This is a genomic window from Gemmobacter sp. 24YEA27 (assembly GCF_030052995.1).
Taxonomy (GTDB): domain Bacteria; phylum Pseudomonadota; class Alphaproteobacteria; order Rhodobacterales; family Rhodobacteraceae; genus Pseudogemmobacter.
Window position 1 is genome coordinate 2845726 of record NZ_JASJPW010000001.1, and the last position, 18896, is coordinate 2864621.

At 64.1% G+C, this 18896-nt stretch carries 18 protein-coding genes; 10 read left to right on the forward strand and 8 right to left on the reverse strand.

Annotated elements, in window-relative coordinates:
• The first annotated feature begins 1 nt into the window (after position 1).
• Positions 2-3292, forward strand: coding sequence for an efflux RND transporter permease subunit (locus QNO18_RS14205; protein WP_283178193.1), 3291 nt, complete (start codon positions 2-4; stop codon positions 3290-3292).
• A gap of 79 nt (positions 3293-3371) precedes the next feature.
• On the opposite strand, the gene QNO18_RS14210 is transcribed toward QNO18_RS14205, so the two are convergent.
• The 6 genes from QNO18_RS14210 to QNO18_RS14235 form a co-directional block, all read right to left on the reverse strand.
• Positions 3372-3764 (reverse strand): Fur family transcriptional regulator, encoded by a 393-nt coding sequence (locus QNO18_RS14210; RefSeq protein ID WP_283178194.1) that lies wholly within the window; start codon positions 3762-3764, stop codon positions 3372-3374.
• Between the two features lie 440 nt (positions 3765-4204).
• Positions 4205-4462, reverse strand: a complete 258-nt coding sequence (locus tag QNO18_RS14215; protein ID WP_283178195.1) for a hypothetical protein — start codon at positions 4460-4462, stop codon at positions 4205-4207.
• 18 nt (positions 4463-4480) lie between these two features.
• Positions 4481-4747, reverse strand: a complete 267-nt coding sequence (locus QNO18_RS14220; protein WP_283178196.1) for a hypothetical protein — start codon at positions 4745-4747, stop codon at positions 4481-4483.
• A gap of 323 nt (positions 4748-5070) precedes the next feature.
• Positions 5071-5589 (reverse strand): DUF2478 domain-containing protein, encoded by a 519-nt coding sequence (locus tag QNO18_RS14225; RefSeq protein ID WP_283178197.1) that lies wholly within the window; start codon positions 5587-5589, stop codon positions 5071-5073.
• 66 nt (positions 5590-5655) lie between these two features.
• On the reverse strand, positions 5656-6768 hold the full coding sequence (gene aroB, locus QNO18_RS14230) for a 3-dehydroquinate synthase (protein WP_283178198.1): 1113 nt from the start codon (positions 6766-6768) through the stop codon (positions 5656-5658).
• A 19-nt stretch (positions 6769-6787) separates the two neighbouring features.
• Positions 6788-7330 carry a shikimate kinase gene (locus QNO18_RS14235; protein ID WP_283178199.1) on the reverse strand — a complete coding sequence of 181 codons (543 nt, stop codon included), beginning with the start codon at positions 7328-7330 and terminating at the stop codon, positions 6788-6790.
• 209 nt (positions 7331-7539) lie between these two features.
• Between QNO18_RS14235 and QNO18_RS14240 the strand changes: the two genes are divergently transcribed.
• The 5 genes from QNO18_RS14240 to QNO18_RS14260 all read left to right on the forward strand — a co-directional run bounded on the left by QNO18_RS14240 (position 7540) and on the right by QNO18_RS14260 (position 12850).
• Entirely contained in the window at positions 7540-7674 is a 135-nt protein-coding gene (locus tag QNO18_RS14240) for a hypothetical protein (RefSeq protein ID WP_283178200.1), read from the forward strand.
• Between the two features lie 79 nt (positions 7675-7753).
• Positions 7754-9310: a hypothetical protein gene (locus QNO18_RS14245; protein ID WP_283178201.1), complete on the forward strand. Its 1557-nt coding sequence runs from the start codon at positions 7754-7756 to the stop codon at positions 9308-9310.
• A 4-nt stretch (positions 9311-9314) separates the two neighbouring features.
• Complete coding sequence (locus QNO18_RS14250) at positions 9315-10301, forward strand: site-specific tyrosine recombinase XerD (RefSeq protein WP_283178202.1); 987 nt, start codon at positions 9315-9317, stop codon at positions 10299-10301.
• 227 nt (positions 10302-10528) lie between these two features.
• A complete protein-coding gene (gene ctaD / locus QNO18_RS14255) occupies positions 10529-12199 on the forward strand; it encodes a cytochrome c oxidase subunit I (RefSeq protein WP_283178203.1) in 1671 nt (556 codons plus the stop codon).
• Between the two features lie 138 nt (positions 12200-12337).
• Positions 12338-12850 (forward strand): DUF2244 domain-containing protein, encoded by a 513-nt coding sequence (locus tag QNO18_RS14260; protein WP_283178204.1) that lies wholly within the window; start codon positions 12338-12340, stop codon positions 12848-12850.
• Positions 12851-12890: 40 nt separating this feature from the next.
• On the opposite strand, the gene QNO18_RS14265 is transcribed toward QNO18_RS14260, so the two are convergent.
• Entirely contained in the window at positions 12891-13352 is a 462-nt protein-coding gene (locus QNO18_RS14265) for a GatB/YqeY domain-containing protein (protein ID WP_283178205.1), read from the reverse strand.
• Positions 13353-13547: 195 nt separating this feature from the next.
• On the opposite strand from QNO18_RS14265, the gene carA reads away from it, so the two are divergent.
• Together carA and QNO18_RS14275 are read left to right on the forward strand one after the other, a co-directional pair.
• Entirely contained in the window at positions 13548-14705 is a 1158-nt protein-coding gene (gene carA / locus QNO18_RS14270) for a glutamine-hydrolyzing carbamoyl-phosphate synthase small subunit (protein WP_283178206.1), read from the forward strand.
• Between the two features lie 379 nt (positions 14706-15084).
• Complete coding sequence (locus tag QNO18_RS14275; RefSeq protein ID WP_283178807.1) at positions 15085-16872, forward strand: glycosyltransferase; 1788 nt, start codon at positions 15085-15087, stop codon at positions 16870-16872.
• A gap of 47 nt (positions 16873-16919) precedes the next feature.
• Here the strand turns inward: QNO18_RS14275 and QNO18_RS14280 are convergent, their stop codons facing one another.
• Positions 16920-17555: a GntR family transcriptional regulator gene (locus tag QNO18_RS14280; RefSeq protein ID WP_092898108.1), complete on the reverse strand. Its 636-nt coding sequence runs from the start codon at positions 17553-17555 to the stop codon at positions 16920-16922.
• A 205-nt stretch (positions 17556-17760) separates the two neighbouring features.
• Here QNO18_RS14280 and QNO18_RS14285 point away from each other — a divergent pair, with 205 nt between their 5' ends.
• Together QNO18_RS14285 and QNO18_RS14290 are read left to right on the forward strand one after the other, a co-directional pair.
• Positions 17761-18411, forward strand: a complete 651-nt coding sequence (locus QNO18_RS14285; RefSeq protein ID WP_283178207.1) for a pyrimidine 5'-nucleotidase — start codon at positions 17761-17763, stop codon at positions 18409-18411.
• Positions 18412-18594: 183 nt separating this feature from the next.
• Positions 18595-18840 (forward strand): hypothetical protein, encoded by a 246-nt coding sequence (locus QNO18_RS14290; protein WP_283178208.1) that lies wholly within the window; start codon positions 18595-18597, stop codon positions 18838-18840.
• Positions 18841-18896: the final 56 nt, after the last annotated feature.

Sequence of the window (18896 nt, forward strand, 5' to 3'; positions counted from 1 at the left end):
GATGAATTTCTCTGCCTGGGCGATCCGCAACCCCGTCGCGCCAATCCTTGCCTTTGTCCTGCTGATGGCGCTTGGCTGGCAAAGTTTCAACAAACTGCCGATCACGCGCTTTCCCAATATCGACCTGCCGCTGGTCTCGGTCACCGTCGCCCAGGCCGGCGCCGCACCGGCAGAGCTGGAAACCCAGGTCAGCAAAGAGATCGAGGATGCCGTCGCCGGGCTGAACGGGGTAAAGAATGTCACTTCGAATATCTCGGACGGGCTTTCGACCACGCTGATCGAGTTTCGTATGGAGATCCCGACAGAAACGGCGGTCCAGGACGTCAAGGATGCGATTGACCGCATCACCGGCGATCTGCCCGCCGATGTCGAGACCCCCATCGTCACCAAGGTCGATGTCGAAGGCCAGGCGATCCAGACCTTCGCGGTTTCCTCCTCCGCCATGACCATCGAGGAATTGTCCTGGTTCACCGATGATACGCTGACCCGCGCATTGCAGGGCCGCCCGGGCGTGGGCCAGGTCAGCCGCTATGGCGGGGTCGACCGCGAGATCCGTGTCGATCTCGATCCGCTGCGCCTTGGCAGCTATGGCATCACCGCGCTGGCGGTCAGCCAGCAGCTCGCGCAGACCAATGCCGATCTCGGATCGGGCAAGACCGAATTCGGCGGTGGCGAACAGGCGATCCGCACGCTGGGGAACCAGCAGACGGTGCAGGGCCTGGCGGATGCGACCATCGCGCTGCCGAATGGCCGTTTCGTCCGCCTCGCCGATCTGGGCGAGGTCCGCGACGGTTACGGCGATCCGCAGAGCTTTGTGCGCCAGGACGGCAATCCGGTGGTGGCGCTGGCGGTCTACCGCTCGAAAGGCGCGTCCGAGGTCTCGGTCGCGGCCACTGTGGCCGAGGCGCTGACCCGGGTGCGTGCAGATCACCCGGAAGTGCAGATTTCCCTGATCGACGATCAGGTCTATTATACCCAGGGCAATTACCAGGCCGCCCTTGATACGCTGATCGAGGGCTCGATCCTTGCGGTTCTGGTCGTACTGGCTTTTCTCAGGAACTGGCGCGCGACCTTTATCGCCGCCGTCGCGCTGCCTTTGTCGGCCGTGCCGACCTTCCTCGTGATGGACATGATCGGCTTTTCGCTGAACCTTCTGTCCTTCCTCGCATTGACGCTGGCGACAGGGATCCTCGTCGATGATGCGATTGTCGAGATCGAGAATATCGCGCGGCATATGCGGATGGGGAAATCGCCCTGGCGCGCCTCGATTGATGCGGCGGATGAGATCGGCCTCGCGGTGATTTCAACCTCGGCGACGATCATCGCGGTTTTCGTGCCGGTCTCTTTCATGCCCGGCATTCCCGGACAGTACTTCATGCAATTCGGGCTGACGGTCGCGGTCGCAGTGTTCTTCTCACTGCTGGTTGCCAGGCTGATCACGCCGATGATGTCAGCCTATATCATGCGGCCGAAAGATGCCGAAGGCCAAATGGATGAGCATCGGGATGGTCCGGTGATGCGCTTCTATATGCGGCTCGTGCGGCTGAGCACCGGCCCCGCCCGCATGGGCCGCTGGCGCTTTCTCGCCCGCTACCTGACCCTGATCTTTGCCATCGTGCTGGTGACCGGCTCGGTGATCGCCATGTCGCGGATCCCCGGCAACCTCTTCCCGCCCGATGACGAAAGCCGCTTCACCATCTCGGTCGAACTGCCGCCCGGCTCGGGCCTTTCTGAAACCGACCGCATGACCGAAGCGATGCGTGCGGCCATCGCGCCGACCGAAGGCATCGAGCATATCCTCGTCACGGGCGGCGCCTCGCCTCTGGGCGACCGCGAACTGCGCCGCGCCACTATCACCGTGCTGCTGGAACGCCGCGATGTCAGCCTCCTGCGACGGCTCTCAGATGTGGCCGGCCAGCTGCCGCTGATCGGATCCTGGGCGACACTGCCGCCCTCTGACACCCGCACCCGCCCCCAGGACGTGATCGAGGCCGAAGTCCTGACCCGCCTCGCCGCGATCCCCGATATCCGCGCCTTCAAGCTCGGCGGCCCCGGAGGCCCGGGCGGCCGGCCTCTCGCCTATGACATCCTCTCGCCTGACGCAGACGCGCTGTCCAAAGCCATCGAGCAGCTGGAAAGCGCGCTGGCCGGCGAGCCGCTCCTGATGAATGTCTCGACCGAGGCCACGCTGCCGCGCCCCGAGATCCGCGTCACCCCCCGCCTTGAAGAGGCCGCGCGGCTTGGCGTCACCACCGGCGCCATTGCGGCCACCCTGCGCACCGCCACCATCGGCGATTTCGATGCGGCGCTTGCCAAGCTCTCGATCGACAACCGCCTGATCCCGATCCGGGTGCGGCTGAATGACGAGGCGCGCGGCGACCCGGACCGGCTGGCCGCGCTGAAGGTGCAGACCGCCACAGGCATTCTGGTGCCGCTGGCCTCGGTCGCCGATATCGCGATCTCGCAGGGCCCGGCGCAGATCAAACGGCTGAACCGGCTCCGGGTTGCGCAGATCGGCGCTGACCTCGCCCCCGGGATCGCGCTCGGCGATGCCACCGCCCGGTTCGAGGCACTGACCTCGGCGCTCGACCTGCCAGACGGCGTCATCCTGCGCCCCTCGGGCGATGCCGAGATCCAGGCCGAACTCCTCGACAGTTTCGCCAATGCGATGATCATGGGGCTGATGCTGGTGCTGTCGGTGCTGATCCTTCTGTTCCGCTCGGTCATCCAGCCAATCACCATCCTTGCCTCGCTGCTCCTCTCGGTCGGAGGCGTCGCCATCGCCCTGATCATCACCAATAACCCGGTCTCAATGCCGGTGCTGATCGGCATTCTGATGCTGATGGGGATTGTCACGAAAAACGCCATCCTGCTGATCGATTTCGCCATCGAGATGCGCGCGCGCGGCATGGAGCGGATCGCCGCCGTGATCGAGGCCGGCCATAAACGTGCCCGCCCTATCGTCATGACCTCGATCGCGATGTCGGCGGGGATGCTGCCTTCGGCGCTCGGTGTTGGCGAGGGCGGAACGTTCCGCGCACCGATGGCCATCGCGGTCACCGGCGGCATCATCGTCTCAACGGTCCTCAGCCTCGTGATCGTGCCGGCCTTCTACCTGATCATGGACGATATCTCGCGCCTCTTCGCCCGGATCTTCGGCCGTCTGATCGGCAGCCCGGAGCGCGAACCAGAGGCCCCCGCGCCTGAGGACCTCGCAGCCCGCATCGAGGGCCTCTCGGCAAGGCTCGAGAGCCTCACCACAGCGCCGCGCCGCAATCATGCCGCGGAATAACCCTTCCTCCTGACCGAGATACCCCCGGGGGGGCCGAAGGCCGCTTGGGGGCAGGCCCCCCACTCCCCGGCCAAACCCTTCAGACCTTGCGGCAATACAGCTCCAGCCGGTGATGGACGATCTCATAGCCCATCTCGGCGGCGATCCGGCGCTGCAATTCCTCGATCTTCTCACTGTGGAATTCGATGATCTCGCCACTGTCGAGATCGAGGATATGATCATGATGGCCCTGGGCCGCGACCTCGAACCGGGCCGAGCCGTTTTCAAACGAATGGCGATGGATCACGCCCTCGCGTTCCAGCACGGTCAGCGTGCGGTAGACCGTCGCCAAAGACACCGTGTCATCGATCACCTGCGCGCGGCGATGCAGCTCGGTCGCATCCGGGTGATCGGCGGATTCGGTCAGGACCCGGACCAGCGCCTCGCGTTGCCGGGTCACCCGCACCCCGCCATCGCGGAGCGCCTGGGTCATTCTTGCTGCCTGACTGGCCGCCTGATCGGAATGTTTTGCTTTCATGCCCGGATTTTAGCATGCACGTTCTCAGATGGGAACCGCAGTTGAGAATCCATCCACAGCTTCCTCGCCCCCCCCCCGGCGCAGAGCCGCCGCACTTGCTGCCTGAGCGCCTTGATCGCATGCAGCCACGCCGCGCGCAAAGCCGGGAGCCAGCGTCGGTGCCTGCAGCGGGCGTCCCGTTGCGACGGGATCACCTGCTCTCCCTCGCGCAGATCGTCAGCGCTCGCATCGATGCCGGCAGCCGGTCGATCACGGCACTGCCCTGAGCCGCGCCGGCAAGTCGCAGAGCAGCACGCAGACCCAGGGGCCATACCCATCCCCGGACCATGCCGCCGGGGCCAGGCAACACCGGTAAAGCTCGCCTCCTGCCCCGGCGCCACATGGCCGGTATCTGCCTAATCGACGGAAACGCGCAGCTCAATCCGCCGCAGTTCCACGGCCAGCATGAACAGCACCGGCCCATTCGGCGCGGCGGCAAGGATCTGTCCCTTCCCGCTCGCGCGGTCCGGCGCGATCCCGTCAATGGACAAACGGATCACCGCCTTATCGGGATCGTCGCTGATCGAGGCCAGCGCGCACTCACAGGCCGCGCAGGCGGCGATGAGTAGCGAACCGGGCCGACCCACGTAGGTCCAGCGCCTCGGCAGTGTCAAACCAATCAGCGGTCCTGATCACGGTGGCTTGCGCGGACACGAGCCGCGCCCGTGAGGCGCCAGCTGGGCCTCGGAATTCAACAACTGAACGTTTAGTCCGGTGCAATCCAGCCGCGCCAGAACCTTGCCCGAAGCAACTGTCGGGTGGAAATCGGCCTCGACTGCGGCAAACCTGCCGGAAAGCTCGGACGACATTGCGCCCCATGTGCCCGGCTGCACCGTGCCGATGGCGGTCACGGTCACCTCAAAATTGCCGCGCGTGACCGGCGCCGTCACCTGGTACACAGGCGCAGGTTCCCGCGCGCGCAGCCCCAGAAGATCGCCCAATGGCCAGGAATGCCATGACCGGTAAAAACCAACGTCTGTAGCGATGCATTTGCCCGATCCGGGCGAGATCTGACGCATCGCGCGGAAGGGGTTTCGTCCCGTCAGGTTACCTCATGCTGCCTTGCAGCAATTGGTCCGGATCGCGCCGGTGGGCGACCGGCGGCCGTGTCGCCGTATCATGGCGGGCGCGGATAAAGATCGATATCGGACTGTCAGCCCCGAGGCGAAGATCCGCCGCTCCCCCGGCAAAGACGGGGTTTGCCCTGACCTTCCCCACCAGCTCAGACGGTTGCGAGCCGGGCCTGATGCGCTTCCAGCACCCAGGCAAAAACCTGATCGGCTTCGCGGGGCAATTCCTCGGCATGGCCGGCGGCGTAGTTCAGGAAGCCTTCGAGAAAGTGATCCGCCATGCCGCAGAGCACGGGCTTGCCGTCCCCGAGCGCCTCGGCCACGGAATCGGCGAGGCCATGACCATCGGCCTCCTGCTTGCCGAATTTATTGACCATCAGCACATCCGCCGCGCCAAGTCGCTGCGCCACGATCACCGCTGCCTCTTCCAGCGCCGACGTGTCGAGCCGACAGCCGGTCGCCGCGTCGCCGCGGTCAAGGCTGATGCGGATCTGCGGCCCTTCGGGCAAAACCAAGAGATCCATGTCGCTTTTTGTGCGCCCCGGGCGCAGCGTGTTGATCTGCACCGTACCCGCCGTTGTCAGACCATGCGCGCTCAGACGGCGCGCGACTTCCTGGAGCAGCAGGTCGGTTTCGCCCTCGGGGCCAGCAGAAATATAGCCGAGCTTCATGGCAGCCTCTCAGGTCGATGCGTTATGTTTCGACAAGTATATCGAACCTTTCTGGCAGGTAAAGCCTCAGCGCTGCGCCAGCGCGTCCCGCAGCACAGAAAGCACCATATCCGGTGGCACATCATCGGCCACGAAAGCCTCACCAATGCCCTGCGCGAGGATGAAGCGCAGCTTGCCGTCGACCACTTTCTTGTCCTGGCCCATCAGGCGCAAGAGCCCCTCTGCATCGGGAAGTTCGCCCTCGATATCAGCGAGATCGGTCTTCATCCCCATCGATTTAAGATGGGCACGGACCCGGCTCGGCGCCTCCTGGGCGCAAAGGCCAAGCCGCTGCGACAGCTCGAATGCCAGCGCGCAACCGATGGCCACGCCCTCGCCATGCAAAAGCCGGCCGGAATAGCCAGTCGCGTTTTCCAGCGCGTGACAGAAGGTATGGCCCAGATTCAGAAGCGCGCGCTCGCCCTCTTCTGTCTCGTCGCGCTCGACGATGCCGGCCTTCATCTCGACCGAACGCGTCACCGCCTTCAGCCGTGCCTCGCGGTCGCCGCGCGCCAGCGCCGGACCTTCAGCTTCCAGCCATTCAAAGAACAGCGGGTCCCCAAGAAGGCCGTATTTCACCACCTCGCCATAGCCCGCCAGGAAGTCGCGCGGCGTCAGCGTTTCCAGCACACCGATATCGGCCAGCACCAGCGAAGGCTGGTGGAAAGCGCCGACCAGGTTCTTGCCCTGGGGGGTGTTGATCCCGGTTTTGCCGCCGACGGAACTGTCGACCTGGGCCAGCAGCGAGGTCGGGATTTGCACGAATCGAACGCCGCGACGCAGCACAGCCGCAGCGAAACCGACGAGATCCCCGATCACACCGCCGCCAAAAGCGACCACGACATCTTTGCGCTCGACCTTTTGTTCCAGCAGCCATTCGACGGTCTGCGACAGGGAGCGCCAGGACTTGGTCGCCTCGCCCGCCGGCAGCGCCATATGGGACATTTCGATGCCGACAGTGGCAAAGCCGGCCCTGAGCCGGTCCAGATGCAGCGCGCCCACGGTCTCATCGGTGACCACGGCCAGCTTCTTTCTGCGCAGCATCGGCAGGATTGCTGCACCCGCATTTTCGATCAGGCCAGAGCCGATCCGGACCTCATAGGAGCGCTCGCCCAGATTGACCGGCACAATATTCAACATGTTCTTCTCCGGATTCCCGTCAGAGTTCTTCCAGCACATCGGGGCGCGTCAACAGCGCCTCGACCACCCGCGCCGCCATCTGTTCGACCGTAAGGCCGGCTGCCGAATCCACCGCCAGATCGGCAAGCTGGTAAGACGGCTCGCGCGCGGCACAAAGCTCCATGAGCGTCTGGCGCGGGTTGGCGGTGCGCAGCAAGGGCCGCGTGGTTTTGTGCCGCACGCGCTGCCACAGGACTTCGGGTTCGGCCTTCAGCCAGACCGAGATCCCGTGCTCCGCGATCTGGTCGCGGTTGCGGACCGCCAGAAAGGCGCCGCCCCCGGTCGAGAGCACCGCCGGACGGCCGCGCAACAGCCGGCCGATCACCTCGAATTCGCGGTCGCGAAAGAAAGGCTCGCCATCGCGTTCAAAGATCTCGGCAATGCTGCGATCCGCGGCTTTGACGATTTCTTCATCCGAATCGACAAAGGGCACTTTCAGCAGTTTCGCCAGCGCCGTTCCGACGGCGGTTTTCCCCGCCCCCATCATACCGACCATGGCGACGGTCTTTTTCAGTCGATACATTGCCTTCACCATCGCGTGAACGCGGCGGAGATCACGGTAAGCCGCCGCGCTTTTCGTTCTCCAATGGCGTGATCTTGGCCGGAAAGCCATATATATTCACCCGGCGGGCAGACGATCAGGCAGGAAAAGGACCGGATCGGCAGAAATTACCTGTCCGCAAGGCAGCACAGAGGCAGCGCTGAGACAGGCGAATACAAAGGGACTGGTTTATGGGGCGGATTTTCAAGGCATTGCTGGTTCTGGCGATTCTCGGCTTTGCGGCGCTGGCCGCCTATGCCTATCTCGTCGATATGACACCGACACCGGCCGAAGTGACAAAACCTGTGGTGCTGGATGCGAGTTGATCGCTTTTGCGCGCTGCTGCCGCGGGCGATTTCCCCATCCGCGCCGCATCCGGGCGCCGGGAGGGCTCTGCGCCGGCTGATGGCGTCGGGGGTCGTTGGCTTCGCCTGCAGCATGGGCGGCGCTCCGGCTTTTGCGGCCGGTGATGATCCGCTCTCGGCGATCGACTGGCTGTCGCAATCGGTCAGCACGCCGGGCGCAGGCAAAGCGGGCAAGCCTGCCGGTCCGGTCAAGACCATCGAGCCACCGGTGACCAGCGAAGGCGCGCTGCCGGTGACGGTGTCTTCGACCTCGCTGGATATCCCATCGCCCGATTCCGTCGGGCTGATTTCCCCGGCGGTCTCGGGCCTGCCGCGCAATCTCTGGGGCGCGGGGCTCTCGGATGAGATTGCCCGCGCCGTGATCCGCGACCGGATGGAAAGCCTGCCGGCGCTGCGCCAGCTTTTCCTGACCATGTTGCTGGCCGAAGCCGATCCGCCGATTGACGCCGGCAATGACGGGCGGCTGCTTCTGGCCCGGATCGACAAGCTTTTGCAGATCGGCGCGCTGGAACAGGCGGCGGCGCTGATCGACATTGCGGGGGATGGGACACCTGATCTGTTCCGCCGCGCTTTCGACATCGCGATCCTGACCGGGCGCGAGGACAAAGCCTGCGAGAGGATGCAGAAGGCCCCGGGGCTGGCCCCGACGCTGCCGGCCCATGTCTTTTGCCTGGCGCGTGGCGGGGAATGGGATGCGGCCGCGCTGACCCTGACCAGCGCCGATGCGCTTGGCGATGTCGACAAGGCGCAGAGCGCGCTCTTGTCGCGTTTTCTCGACCCCGACCTGTTCGAGGCCGATACTGTGCCCCCGCCGCCAAGCCCGGTGACACCGCTGGACTGGAAGCTTTACGAAGCGATTGGCGAGACCATTCCCACGGGGCGAATGCCCATCGCATTCGCCTATGCCGAGATCGGGCCGCAATCGGGATGGAAGGCCCAGATCGAGGCCGCCGAGCGGCTGACCCGCGCCGGTACCATCGCGCCCAATGTCTTGCTCGGGCTCTATACCGAACGCGACGCGGCGGCGTCGGGCGGGGTCTGGGACCGGGTCGATGCGTTCCAGGCCTTCGATGCGGCGATGCAGTCGAAAGACAAGACCCGGATTGCGGCGGCATTGCCGCCGGTCTGGGCGAGGATGCAGGAAGCCGAGCTCGAAGTGCCTTTCGCCTCGCTTTACGGGCCGGCGCTTGCCGCGCTGGATCTGCCGCCGGATGTCGCGCGGATCGCCTTCCGCATCGGGCTGTTATCGCCGCAATACGAGACCATCGCCAGCGCGCATAAGGCGCTGGACGAAACCGAGATCTTCCTGACAGGGCTGGCGCTTGGCGATATTGCCGGGCTGCGCGCGCCGGATATGATGGGCCGCGCCATCGCCCCGGCCTTCCTCACGCCGGAGCTCTCGGATGAGGCGCGTATGCTTCTGGAAGGGATGCGGCTTGGCGAGGCGATTTTGCTGGCAATCGAAGACATCCAGCGCGGCGTTGACGGAAATGTCTCAGGGGTAACGCGCGGCCTGTCACTGTTGCGCAAGGTGAAACTGGAGAATGTCGCCCGCCGCACCGCGCTGGAACTGATGATCCTCGAGCGGCGGGGCTGAGCCGATGGCAGGCCGGACAGCAGGTGCAAAAGGGGTGAAGCCACCCGTCAATCCGGCCTGGCGCTGGATCTCGACCTTTCTCGATGCGATCGCAGCCGAAGCAGGCGCGGCACGCAATACCAGCCTCGCCTATGGCCGCGACCTTAAGGATTTCGCCGAATGGGTCGCGGCCGGGGGTCATGATATCGCGACGCTCGACCGTATGACCATCGAGGCCTATCTGGTCCATTGTGACGCCCAGGGGCTTTCGGCCGCGACACGCGCGCGGCGGCTCTCTTCGATTCGCCAGCTTTACCGCTTCGCCTTTGAAGAAGGCTGGCGCGAGGATAATCCCGGGCTGCGGATTTCCGGCCCCGGCAAATCGAAAAGCCTGCCGAAGACGCTTTCGGTCGAAGAGATCACCCGGCTGCTGGATGCCGCAGCCGGACATGGCCGCACACCGGCAGACCGGCTGCGCAATACTGCGCTGATGGAACTGCTTTACGCCACCGGCATGCGGGTGAGCGAGCTGGTGACGCTGCCCCAGGCGTCGGTGCGCGGCAATCCGGCGATGATCCTGGTCCGCGGCAAGGGCGACAAGGAACGGATGGTGCCGCTCTCGCCCCCGGCGCGCGCGGCTGTTGTGGACTGGCTGAATGTGCTGGACACGCGCGAGGCCGCACAGAAAGCCGCAGGCCAGCCGGTATCGAAATACCTCTTCCCGGGGAGTGGTGCGGACGGGCATATGACCCGGCAGAGCTTTTTCGTACTGATCAAGGCGATGGCGGTTGCCGCCGGCATCTCACCGGCAAAGGTGACCCCGCATGTGCTGCGCCACGCTTTCGCGACGCATCTGCTGGCAGGTGGTGCCGATCTGCGGGTCATCCAGACCCTTCTCGGTCATGCCGATCTTGGCACCACCGAGATCTATACCCATGTGCTGGAAGATGAGCTGAAGGACCTCGTGTTCAATCATCATCCGCTGGCGAAACTGCCGGGAAAACCGGGCTGAGCCGCCGCAGCCAGCCGCCATCGCCCCCCGACAGAGGCGCTGAAACCCGGCACTTCAGTGTGTTCGTGCCACAGGCCGGGCCCTGCCTCCTGGCGAATTTGATCCTGATCAATTCATCGTTGCGGCCCTTCGCCGCGCCCGCTAAACACGGATCAGCAAGGGAATGAGGCCCCAGCCACAGGCGTAAGCCCGGGCGTGGGGCCGAAGTGCAATAGCGGGAGACGCCTATGGCGGATGCAGCCATCCACGGGCATGACCATGACAAGCGCGGATTTTTTGTCCGCTGGTTCATGTCCACCAACCACAAAGATATCGGGATTCTCTATCTGTTCACGGCGGCAATCGTCGGGCTGATCTCGGTCATCTTCACCGTCTATATGCGGATGGAGCTGATGGAGCCGGGCGTACAGTATATGTGCGCCGAAGGAATGCGTCTGACCGCAGCGGCGCCCGGAGAATGTACTCCGAACGGCCACCTGTGGAACGTGACCGTCACCGCGCATGGCATCCTGATGATGTTCTTCGTGGTTATTCCGGCTTTGTTCGGCGGTTTCGGCAACTATTTCATGCCGCTGCAGATCGGCGCGCCGGATATGGCGTTCCCGCGCATGAACAACCTCTCCTACTGGCTCTATGTTGCAGGGACCGCGCTGGCCGTGGCCTCGCTCTTTGCGCCGGGCGGTGACGGGCAGCCGGGATCGGGCGTGGGCTGGGTGCTTTACCCGCCGCTCTCGGAAAAAGAAGCCGGTTTCTCGATGGATCTGGCGATCTTCGCGGTTCACCTTTCGGGGGCGTCCTCGATCGTGGGCTCGATCAATATCATCACCACCTTCCTCAATATGCGCGCGCCTGGCATGACCATGCATAAGGTGCCGCTGTTCGCCTGGTCGGTCTTTGTGACCGCCTGGCTGATCCTGCTCGCTTTGCCGGTTCTGGCCGGTGCGATCACCATGCTCTTGACCGACCGTAACTTCGGCACCTCGTTCTTCGTGCCCGAAGGCGGCGGCGACCCGATCCTCTACCAGCATATCCTGTGGTTCTTCGGCCATCCGGAAGTGTATATCATCGTGCTGCCGGCCTTCGGCGTTATCTCCCAGGTGGTTGCGACCTTCTCGAAAAAGCCGGTCTTCGGATATCTGCCGATGGTCTATGCGATGGTCGGGATCGGTGTTCTGGGCTTCGTCGTCTGGGCACACCACATGTACACTGTCGGCATGTCGCTGTCGCAGCAGAGCTACTTCATGATGGCGACCATGATCATCGCGGTGCCCACCGGCATCAAAGTGTTCAGCTGGATCGCGACCATGTGGGGCGGCTCGGTCGAGTTCAAGACGCCGATGCTCTTCGCCTTCGGCTTCCTCTTCCTCTTCACCGTCGGCGGTGTGACCGGTGTGGTCCTGTCGCAGGCGCCGCTGGACCGTGGCTACCATGACACCTATTACGTCGTGGCCCATTTCCACTATGTGATGAGCCTTGGTGCCGTGTTCGGGATCTTCGCTGCCGTCTATTTCTGGATCGGCAAGATGTCGGGTCGGCAATACCCGGAATTCGCAGGCAAACTGCATTTCTGGGCGATGTTCATCGGCGCGAACCTGACCTTCTTCCCGCAGCACTTCCTTGGCCGTCAGGGCATGCCGCGCCGCTATATCGACTACCCGGTGCAGTTCGAATACTGGAACTACATCTCGTCGATCGGTGCGTTCATCTCGTTTGCTTCGTTCCTCTTCTTCATCGGCATCGTGTTCTACACCCTGCTTGCAGGCCGCCGCGTGACCGAGAACAACTACTGGAACGAATATGCCGACACGCTGGAATGGACCCTGCCCTGCCCGCCGCCGGAGCATACGTTCGAAACGCTTCCCAAGCGTGAGGACTGGGACCGTTCGCACAGCCACTGAGCTGATGTGACACTCCTGAATCTGAAACGGCCCCGGAGATATCTCCGGGGCCGTTTCATTTCGGGCCTTTGCCTTTGGCGGCGACGCGGTTTATGCGACAGATCAGACGATCAGGCATAAGTTAAGTTCGGATCCACCATGCCCTATCACTGGTCGCGCCCCGCAGACGGGCCGGAACATCTGCACCTCGTGCCCTATTCCGCACTGAGCCGGCCGGGCTTTGCCTGGTTCATCGGCGCCACTGCCCTGCTGATCGCCCTGCCGCTGCTTTCTGTGATCGCGACGCCGGTCTTCTGGGGGCTGCTGCCATTTCTCCTGATCACACTGGCCGTAATCTGGCTCGCACTGAACCGGTCCTGGAGCGACCGTGCCATCACCGAGGATCTGGAGCTGAGCCGCGACCATATCAGCCTCACCCGGCGCGGCCCGCGTGGCCGGCTGCAAAGCTGGGAGGCCAATCCCTATTGGGTCAGCGTGCATCTCTGTCCAAATGAGGGGGAACACAGCGGGCCGGTGCCAGATTACCTGACCCTGCGCGGCGGCGCGCGCGAGGTTGAGCTCGGCGCTTTCCTCACCCCCGAAGAACGCCGCCGGCTGGCGCAGGAGCTGCGCGAGGCGCTGGCCCGCACCAGAGCTGCCGGCCGGGTCTGACCGACCGGGCCCGGGCCTGGCTCCGACCCTGAACCTGGCCTCAGGCCAGCTTTGCGCGGATCGTGGCGCCGACCTGCGCGAAATCCATCTGGCCGGTGTATTTCTCTTTAAGCTCCGCCATCACCCGGCCCATATCGCGGATCGAGGTGGCGCCAAGCGCGGCGATGGTCTGGTCGATCACCGCCGCCGCCTCTTCAGGATCCATCTGGCGCGGCAGGAATTCCGAGATCACCTTCACCTCGGCCAGTTCCTTTTCTGCCAGTTCCAGCCGGCCGCCTTCCTCATAGATGCGGGCGGATTCCTGGCGCTGTTTCACCAGCTTGCCCAGGAGAGCCAGCAATTCACTGTCAGCGACCCCATCGTCGCCACGCCCCTCGCCGCGCTCTGCAATGTCCCGATCCTTGATCGCGGCATTGATCAGCCTCAGCGTCGAGGTCCGCGCAGAATCGCGGGCCTTCATCGCCTCTTTCATCGCCTCATTCAGGCTGTTACGCAGGCTCATCGCGGGGCTCCTCTTCGGTCCGGTGTCTAACCTGCCATGCGGCGCCGATTCCGGCAAGTCACCACCTCTGAACCAAGACACTGATTTCTCACAACAATATCAAAGCCCCCAAAGCCTTGACCCTGCCCTGGCAGAGGCATAGGTTGCGCCCGTTTAGCCAGCATACCAGAATCCCCTCACGCTCCGGAGCCAATCATGCCGCATGCAGCACCCCGTCCTACTGCCTGTCTTGTGCTGGCGGATGGCACGCTCTTTTATGGCTACGGCTTTGGCGCGACCGGCGAGACGGTGGCCGAACTCGTGTTCAACACCGCAATGACCGGTTACCAGGAGATCATCACCGATCCTTCCTATGCGGGCCAGGTCGTGACCTTCACCTTCCCCCATATCGGCAATACCGGCATCACGCCGGAGGATGACGAGACCGTGGCCCCGGCGGCGGCGGGGATGGTGGTGAAATGGGATCCGACCGAGCCCTCGAACTGGCGCGCGACCGGCGATCTGCGGTCCTGGCTGGCAAAGATCGGCCGCATCGGCATCGGCGGCATCGACACCCGCCGCCTGACCCGCGCCATTCGCCAGCAAGGCGCCCCGCATGTGGCCCTCGCCCATGACCCGGAAGGCAGGTTCGACGTCGAGGCGCTGGTGGCGAAGGCCCGCGCCTGGAAAGGTCTTGTCGGCCTCGATCTGGCAAAAGACGTGACCTGTCCGCAAAGCTATACCTGGGATGAGAAACGCTGGGCCTGGCCCGAGGGCTATACCAAACGCACGGCCCCCGGCCCCAAAGTCGTCGCCGTCGATTTCGGTGCGAAGAAAAACATCCTGCGCTGTCTCGCCTCGACCGGCTGCGAAGTCGTGGTTCTGCCGGCCTCGGCCACGGCCGAAGATGTGCTGGCGCATAAGCCGGATGGCGTGTTCCTGTCGAACGGCCCTGGCGACCCGGCTGCGACCGGCGAATATGCTGTGCCGATGATCAAAGGCGTTCTTGAGAAAGACCTGCCGGTCTTTGGCATCTGCCTCGGCCATCAGATGCTGGCGCTGGCGCTTGGCGCCCAGACCCGCAAGATGAACCATGGCCATCACGGCGCCAACCATCCGGTCAAGGATCTGACAACGGGTAAGGTCGAGATCACCTCGATGAATCATGGCTTTACCGTCGATGCCGATACCCTGCCCGAAGGCGTGATCGAGACACATGTCTCGCTGTTCGACGGCACCAATTGCGGTATCGCCATCAAGGATCGCCCGGTGTTTTCGGTGCAATACCACCCCGAAGCCAGCCCCGGCCCGCAAGACAGCTACTATCTCTTCGAGCGCTTCGCCGCCGAGATGAATGCGCGCCGCGCCCTCTGAAGATGCAGGCTCAGAGTTTTTTGAATCAGTCCAGTCAGGCTTAACTGCCCGTTAACCGATCCTTGCGCAATCTCGGGCCCGGAAGTGACCCGGGATGCGCAAGGCGATGACAGTTCGGCATTTGATCAGTATCGGTGGCGCCGCCCGCTTCGGCCCGGGGGTGGAAGCTGCGGCCTGGCTGAAATCGCGGTGGGAAGATCCGCGGCGCCGGTCCCCCCTGTTCGACCAGTCGCGGAACCAGCCTGACCAGAGACAGACTTACCATGAACGAATTTACCAGGATCAGCCTTATCAGGACAGCGGGGCCGCTGGCGCCGCCACCAGACGTCCCGCAGAGGATGCGGATTCTTTCGCGATTTCGCTGCTCCGCCATGGGCTGATCCGGCCCGAACAGCCCGGCTCCGCGGCATCGGCGCGGCTCCGGTCGGGGTCAGGTGGCGGTTTTCATCCCCATGGTACCCTGGCCGAAGATGATCTCCTCGCAGCAGCCCGAGACCATTTCGGTGCGCCTTTTGTCGATCCGCTCTCGCCCCCGCCCGAAGCGGCCGCGATTGACCGGCTCGGGCCTGGTTTCTGTCAGCGGCATGGCATTCTGCCCTTATGGCGCGCCGGGGCGGTGACGGTGGTGGCGACCGCGCGGCCCGAGGCTTTCGCCCGGCTGCGCCCGGTGATCGAAGCACGGATCGGCCCGGTGCTGATGGCGCTGGCACCAGCCGCACGCATCGCCCGGGCGCTCACGCTGGTGCGCGGCGCACAAATCGCCCATGCCGCCGAAACCAGGGTGTCGGCCGATCTCTCCTGCCGCGACTGGGGAGGGATCGGGCTCAGGCTGATCGCCGCCGCAATGGCGGCCTGCCTTCTGGCAAGCGTCGCGAATTTCCCGATCAGCACCGGGCTTGCGCTGTTGTTTCTGGCGCTTGGCTCGATGCTGCTGTCGACGCTGTTGAAACTGGTCTGCGCGATCGCCACCCTGCGTCAGCTCCCCGTGCCCCCGCCCCGCCTGGCGACCGGACCGCTGCCCCGGGTCTCGGTCCTCGTTGCGCTCTACCGCGAAAGTGACATCGCACCGCGTCTCGTGCGGCGGCTGTCCCGGCTCGATTATCCCCGCGACCTGCTTGAAGTGGTGCTCGCGGTCGAGGCGGAAGACCATTCGACCCGCGCCGCTCTGGAAAACGCCGGACTGCCGGCCTGGATGCGGATCGTTGTGGTCCCGCCGGGCCGGGTTAAGACAAAGCCGCGCGCGCTGAATGTGGCGCTTGACCACTGCCATGGCACGATTATCGGCGTCTATGATGCCGAGGATGCGCCCGAAGCCGATCAGATCCGCCGCGTTGTCGACCATTTTCGCCAGAGCGATTCGGGTCTCGCCTGCCTTCAGGGGGTGCTGGACTATTACAACCCGGCGACCAACTGGATCGCGCGCATGTTCACCATCGAATATGCCGCCTGGTTCCGGCTTATTCTGCCTGGCGTGGCGCGGCTCGGGCTCATGGTACCTCTCGGGGGAACAACGTTGTTTTTCCGCCGTGATGTGCTGGAAGAGCTTGGCGCCTGGGATTCGCATAATGTCACCGAGGATGCCGATCTCGGCATCCGCCTCGCGCGCGCCGGCTACCGTACCGGGCTCTTGTCAACGGTCACCCGCGAAGAGGCGAATTGCCGCCCCTTCCCCTGGATCAAACAGCGCTCGCGCTGGATCAAGGGCCATATGATGACCTGGATCGTCCATATGCGCAGCCCGTGCAGCCTCTGGCGCGAGGTCGGAACCCGCGCCTTCCTTGGCTTTCAGGTGATGTTCCTCTTCGCGGCGCTGCAAACCCTGTTTGCACCGCTGCTCTGGAGCTTCTGGATCATCGCCTTCGGCCTCACACATCCCCTGGCCGAGGCCCTGCCCCCCGGCCTCACCTGGGCAATGCTGGGCGCCTTCCTGTTTTCGGCTGCGGTCGATTTCACCCTGGGCTGGCTGGCGCTGAAACAGGCCGGGCACAGGATCTCGAAACTCTGGGTCTTCACCCTGCATTTCTACCAGCCACTCGCGACCTTCGCCGGCCTCAAGGCGCTGTGGGAGCTGATCACCCGCCCCTTCTACTGGGACAAGACCAGCCACGGGATCTTTGACACTGCCGAAGCGGCAGGCGCATCAGAGCGTAAAAAGCCTGTGGGCTGAATACCTGCTTTGCGACATCAGCTTTCCCGGCCCGCCGGGCTCCCGGGTCAGCGCAGTTTCAGCTCGCCCGCCTCAACCCTCAGCCGCGTCTCGAAGGCCCGGCTGATATGGGTTTTCAAAGCCGTCCAGGCGCTGTTTTCGTCACGCGCCGCAATCGCCGTCACAATCGCCTCATGTTCCGTAAGGGCAACCCCGTCCCGCCCTTCGGCGGCGAAAGAAGTCTGCGCCATCAAAGCCATCGAACGGTGCAGAAGATCCAGTTGCTGCACCAGAAACCGGTTATGGCTGGCAAGATGGATCTGGCGATGAAAGCGCTTATTCGCCCGGCTGAGCGCCGCCGGATCACCGCCTAGCAGCGCGCGGTCATCGGCAACCATGCTTTGCAGCACGCGAATCTCTTCTTCAGTCGCATGCCGCGCCGCCAGCCGTGCGGCAAGACCTTCGAGTTCCGTCCTGACCGCGTAAAGCTCTGCCAGCTGATTATGGTCCAGCGTCGCCACGATCAGGCTGCGCCCGTCGCGTTTCAGCATCGATTGCGTCTCAAGCCGCTGCAACGCCTCGCGCACCGGGGTCCGCGAGACCCCGAATCGCTCGGCAAGCTCGCTTTCGACCAGCCGCTCGCCAGGCCGGAATTCTCGCGCTTCGATCGCTTCAAGGATCAGCGTATAGGCGTCTTTCTGCACTGGACCCGCTCCTGTTCGCGCATCATCGCGGCGCTATGACGACGCCCCGGGGCCAGCACAGCCGACCAGAAAGCGCGCGCCCCGCAACCCTGGCCGGGAACCCTAGAGGCGGGAACGGCGGCAGGCAAGCCCGCCTGGTCCCGAAGCGCTGCGGCTGCGCGCAAGTTCCGGCTGCATCCCACCCGCGTCCATGCTAAGAAAGCCCATGCCAAAAGAAGCTTTCAACAATATCAGCACCTGGGTCTTTGACCTCGACAACACGCTTTACCCCGCCGGGGCCTGCCTCTTTCCCCAGATCGAGCGCAAGATGACCGATTGGGTGATGCGCAATCTTGGCCTTGACGAGGCCAGCGCCAATGCGCTGCGCCATGGGTACTGGCAGGAGTATGGCACCACGCTTGCCGGCCTGATGTCCGGCCATGATATTGATCCGTCAGACTTTCTGGCCTTCGTGCATGATATCGACTTCTCGGGCCTGAGCCGCGACAATGCCCTTGCCCGCCGGATCGCCGCTCTGCCCGGGCGGCGCATCGTTTTCACCAATGCCGACACGCTTTATGCCACCCGCGTGCTGGAGCGGCGCGGGCTTTCCGGCCTGTTCGACGCGATCTATGGCATTGAAGAAGCAGGATATTTGCCGAAACCGCGCCGCGATGCCTTTGACTGTATCGTCCGGCTTGACGGGTTCGACCCCGGCCGAGGCGCGATGTTCGAGGATGATCCGCGCAACCTGCTGGAGCCGCACCGGATGGGGATGGCCACGGTTCTGGTCGCCCCCGAGCCGCTGGTTGAGGACCACATCCACCACAATACCGGCGATCTGCGTGACTTCCTCGACAGGCTTGCGGCCGGCTGAACGCGGCCCGGAGGAGCAGACGGGACGCGAGGCAGATTGCCGCAGTGCGACACCACGCCCCGCCCCTCCGGCCTTTCCCGCGGATGAAGGCCCGATGAAAATGCGGTATGTCCCAATCAGTCATTGAAGATACGGCTTTCGCCCCCTCCCCGGGGCGGCCAGAGCCGTCAGAGGGATCCCGCCATGTCCGACAGTCTCACCCTTACCTCCCGCCCGGCACGCCGCAGCCTTATCAGCCGTATCCCGCTGATTGGCCGGATCGCCCGCGAGATTGACCAGGATGTGAATAATTTCTTCTGGCTCCTGCCGGTCGTCATCCTTGGCCTCGTGCTTGGCATCAAGTTCTGGGGTATGGCGGCGCTTACGATGCTGGCACTGGTACTGGTGCCGGTGGTCTTCGCCTTTTTCATCGCCATTTCCTGGCCCTGATGCGCCCCCTTTAGCCGCCCGCCCGGGCGGCATCCTGTCCACTGGCCTCTCTGTCC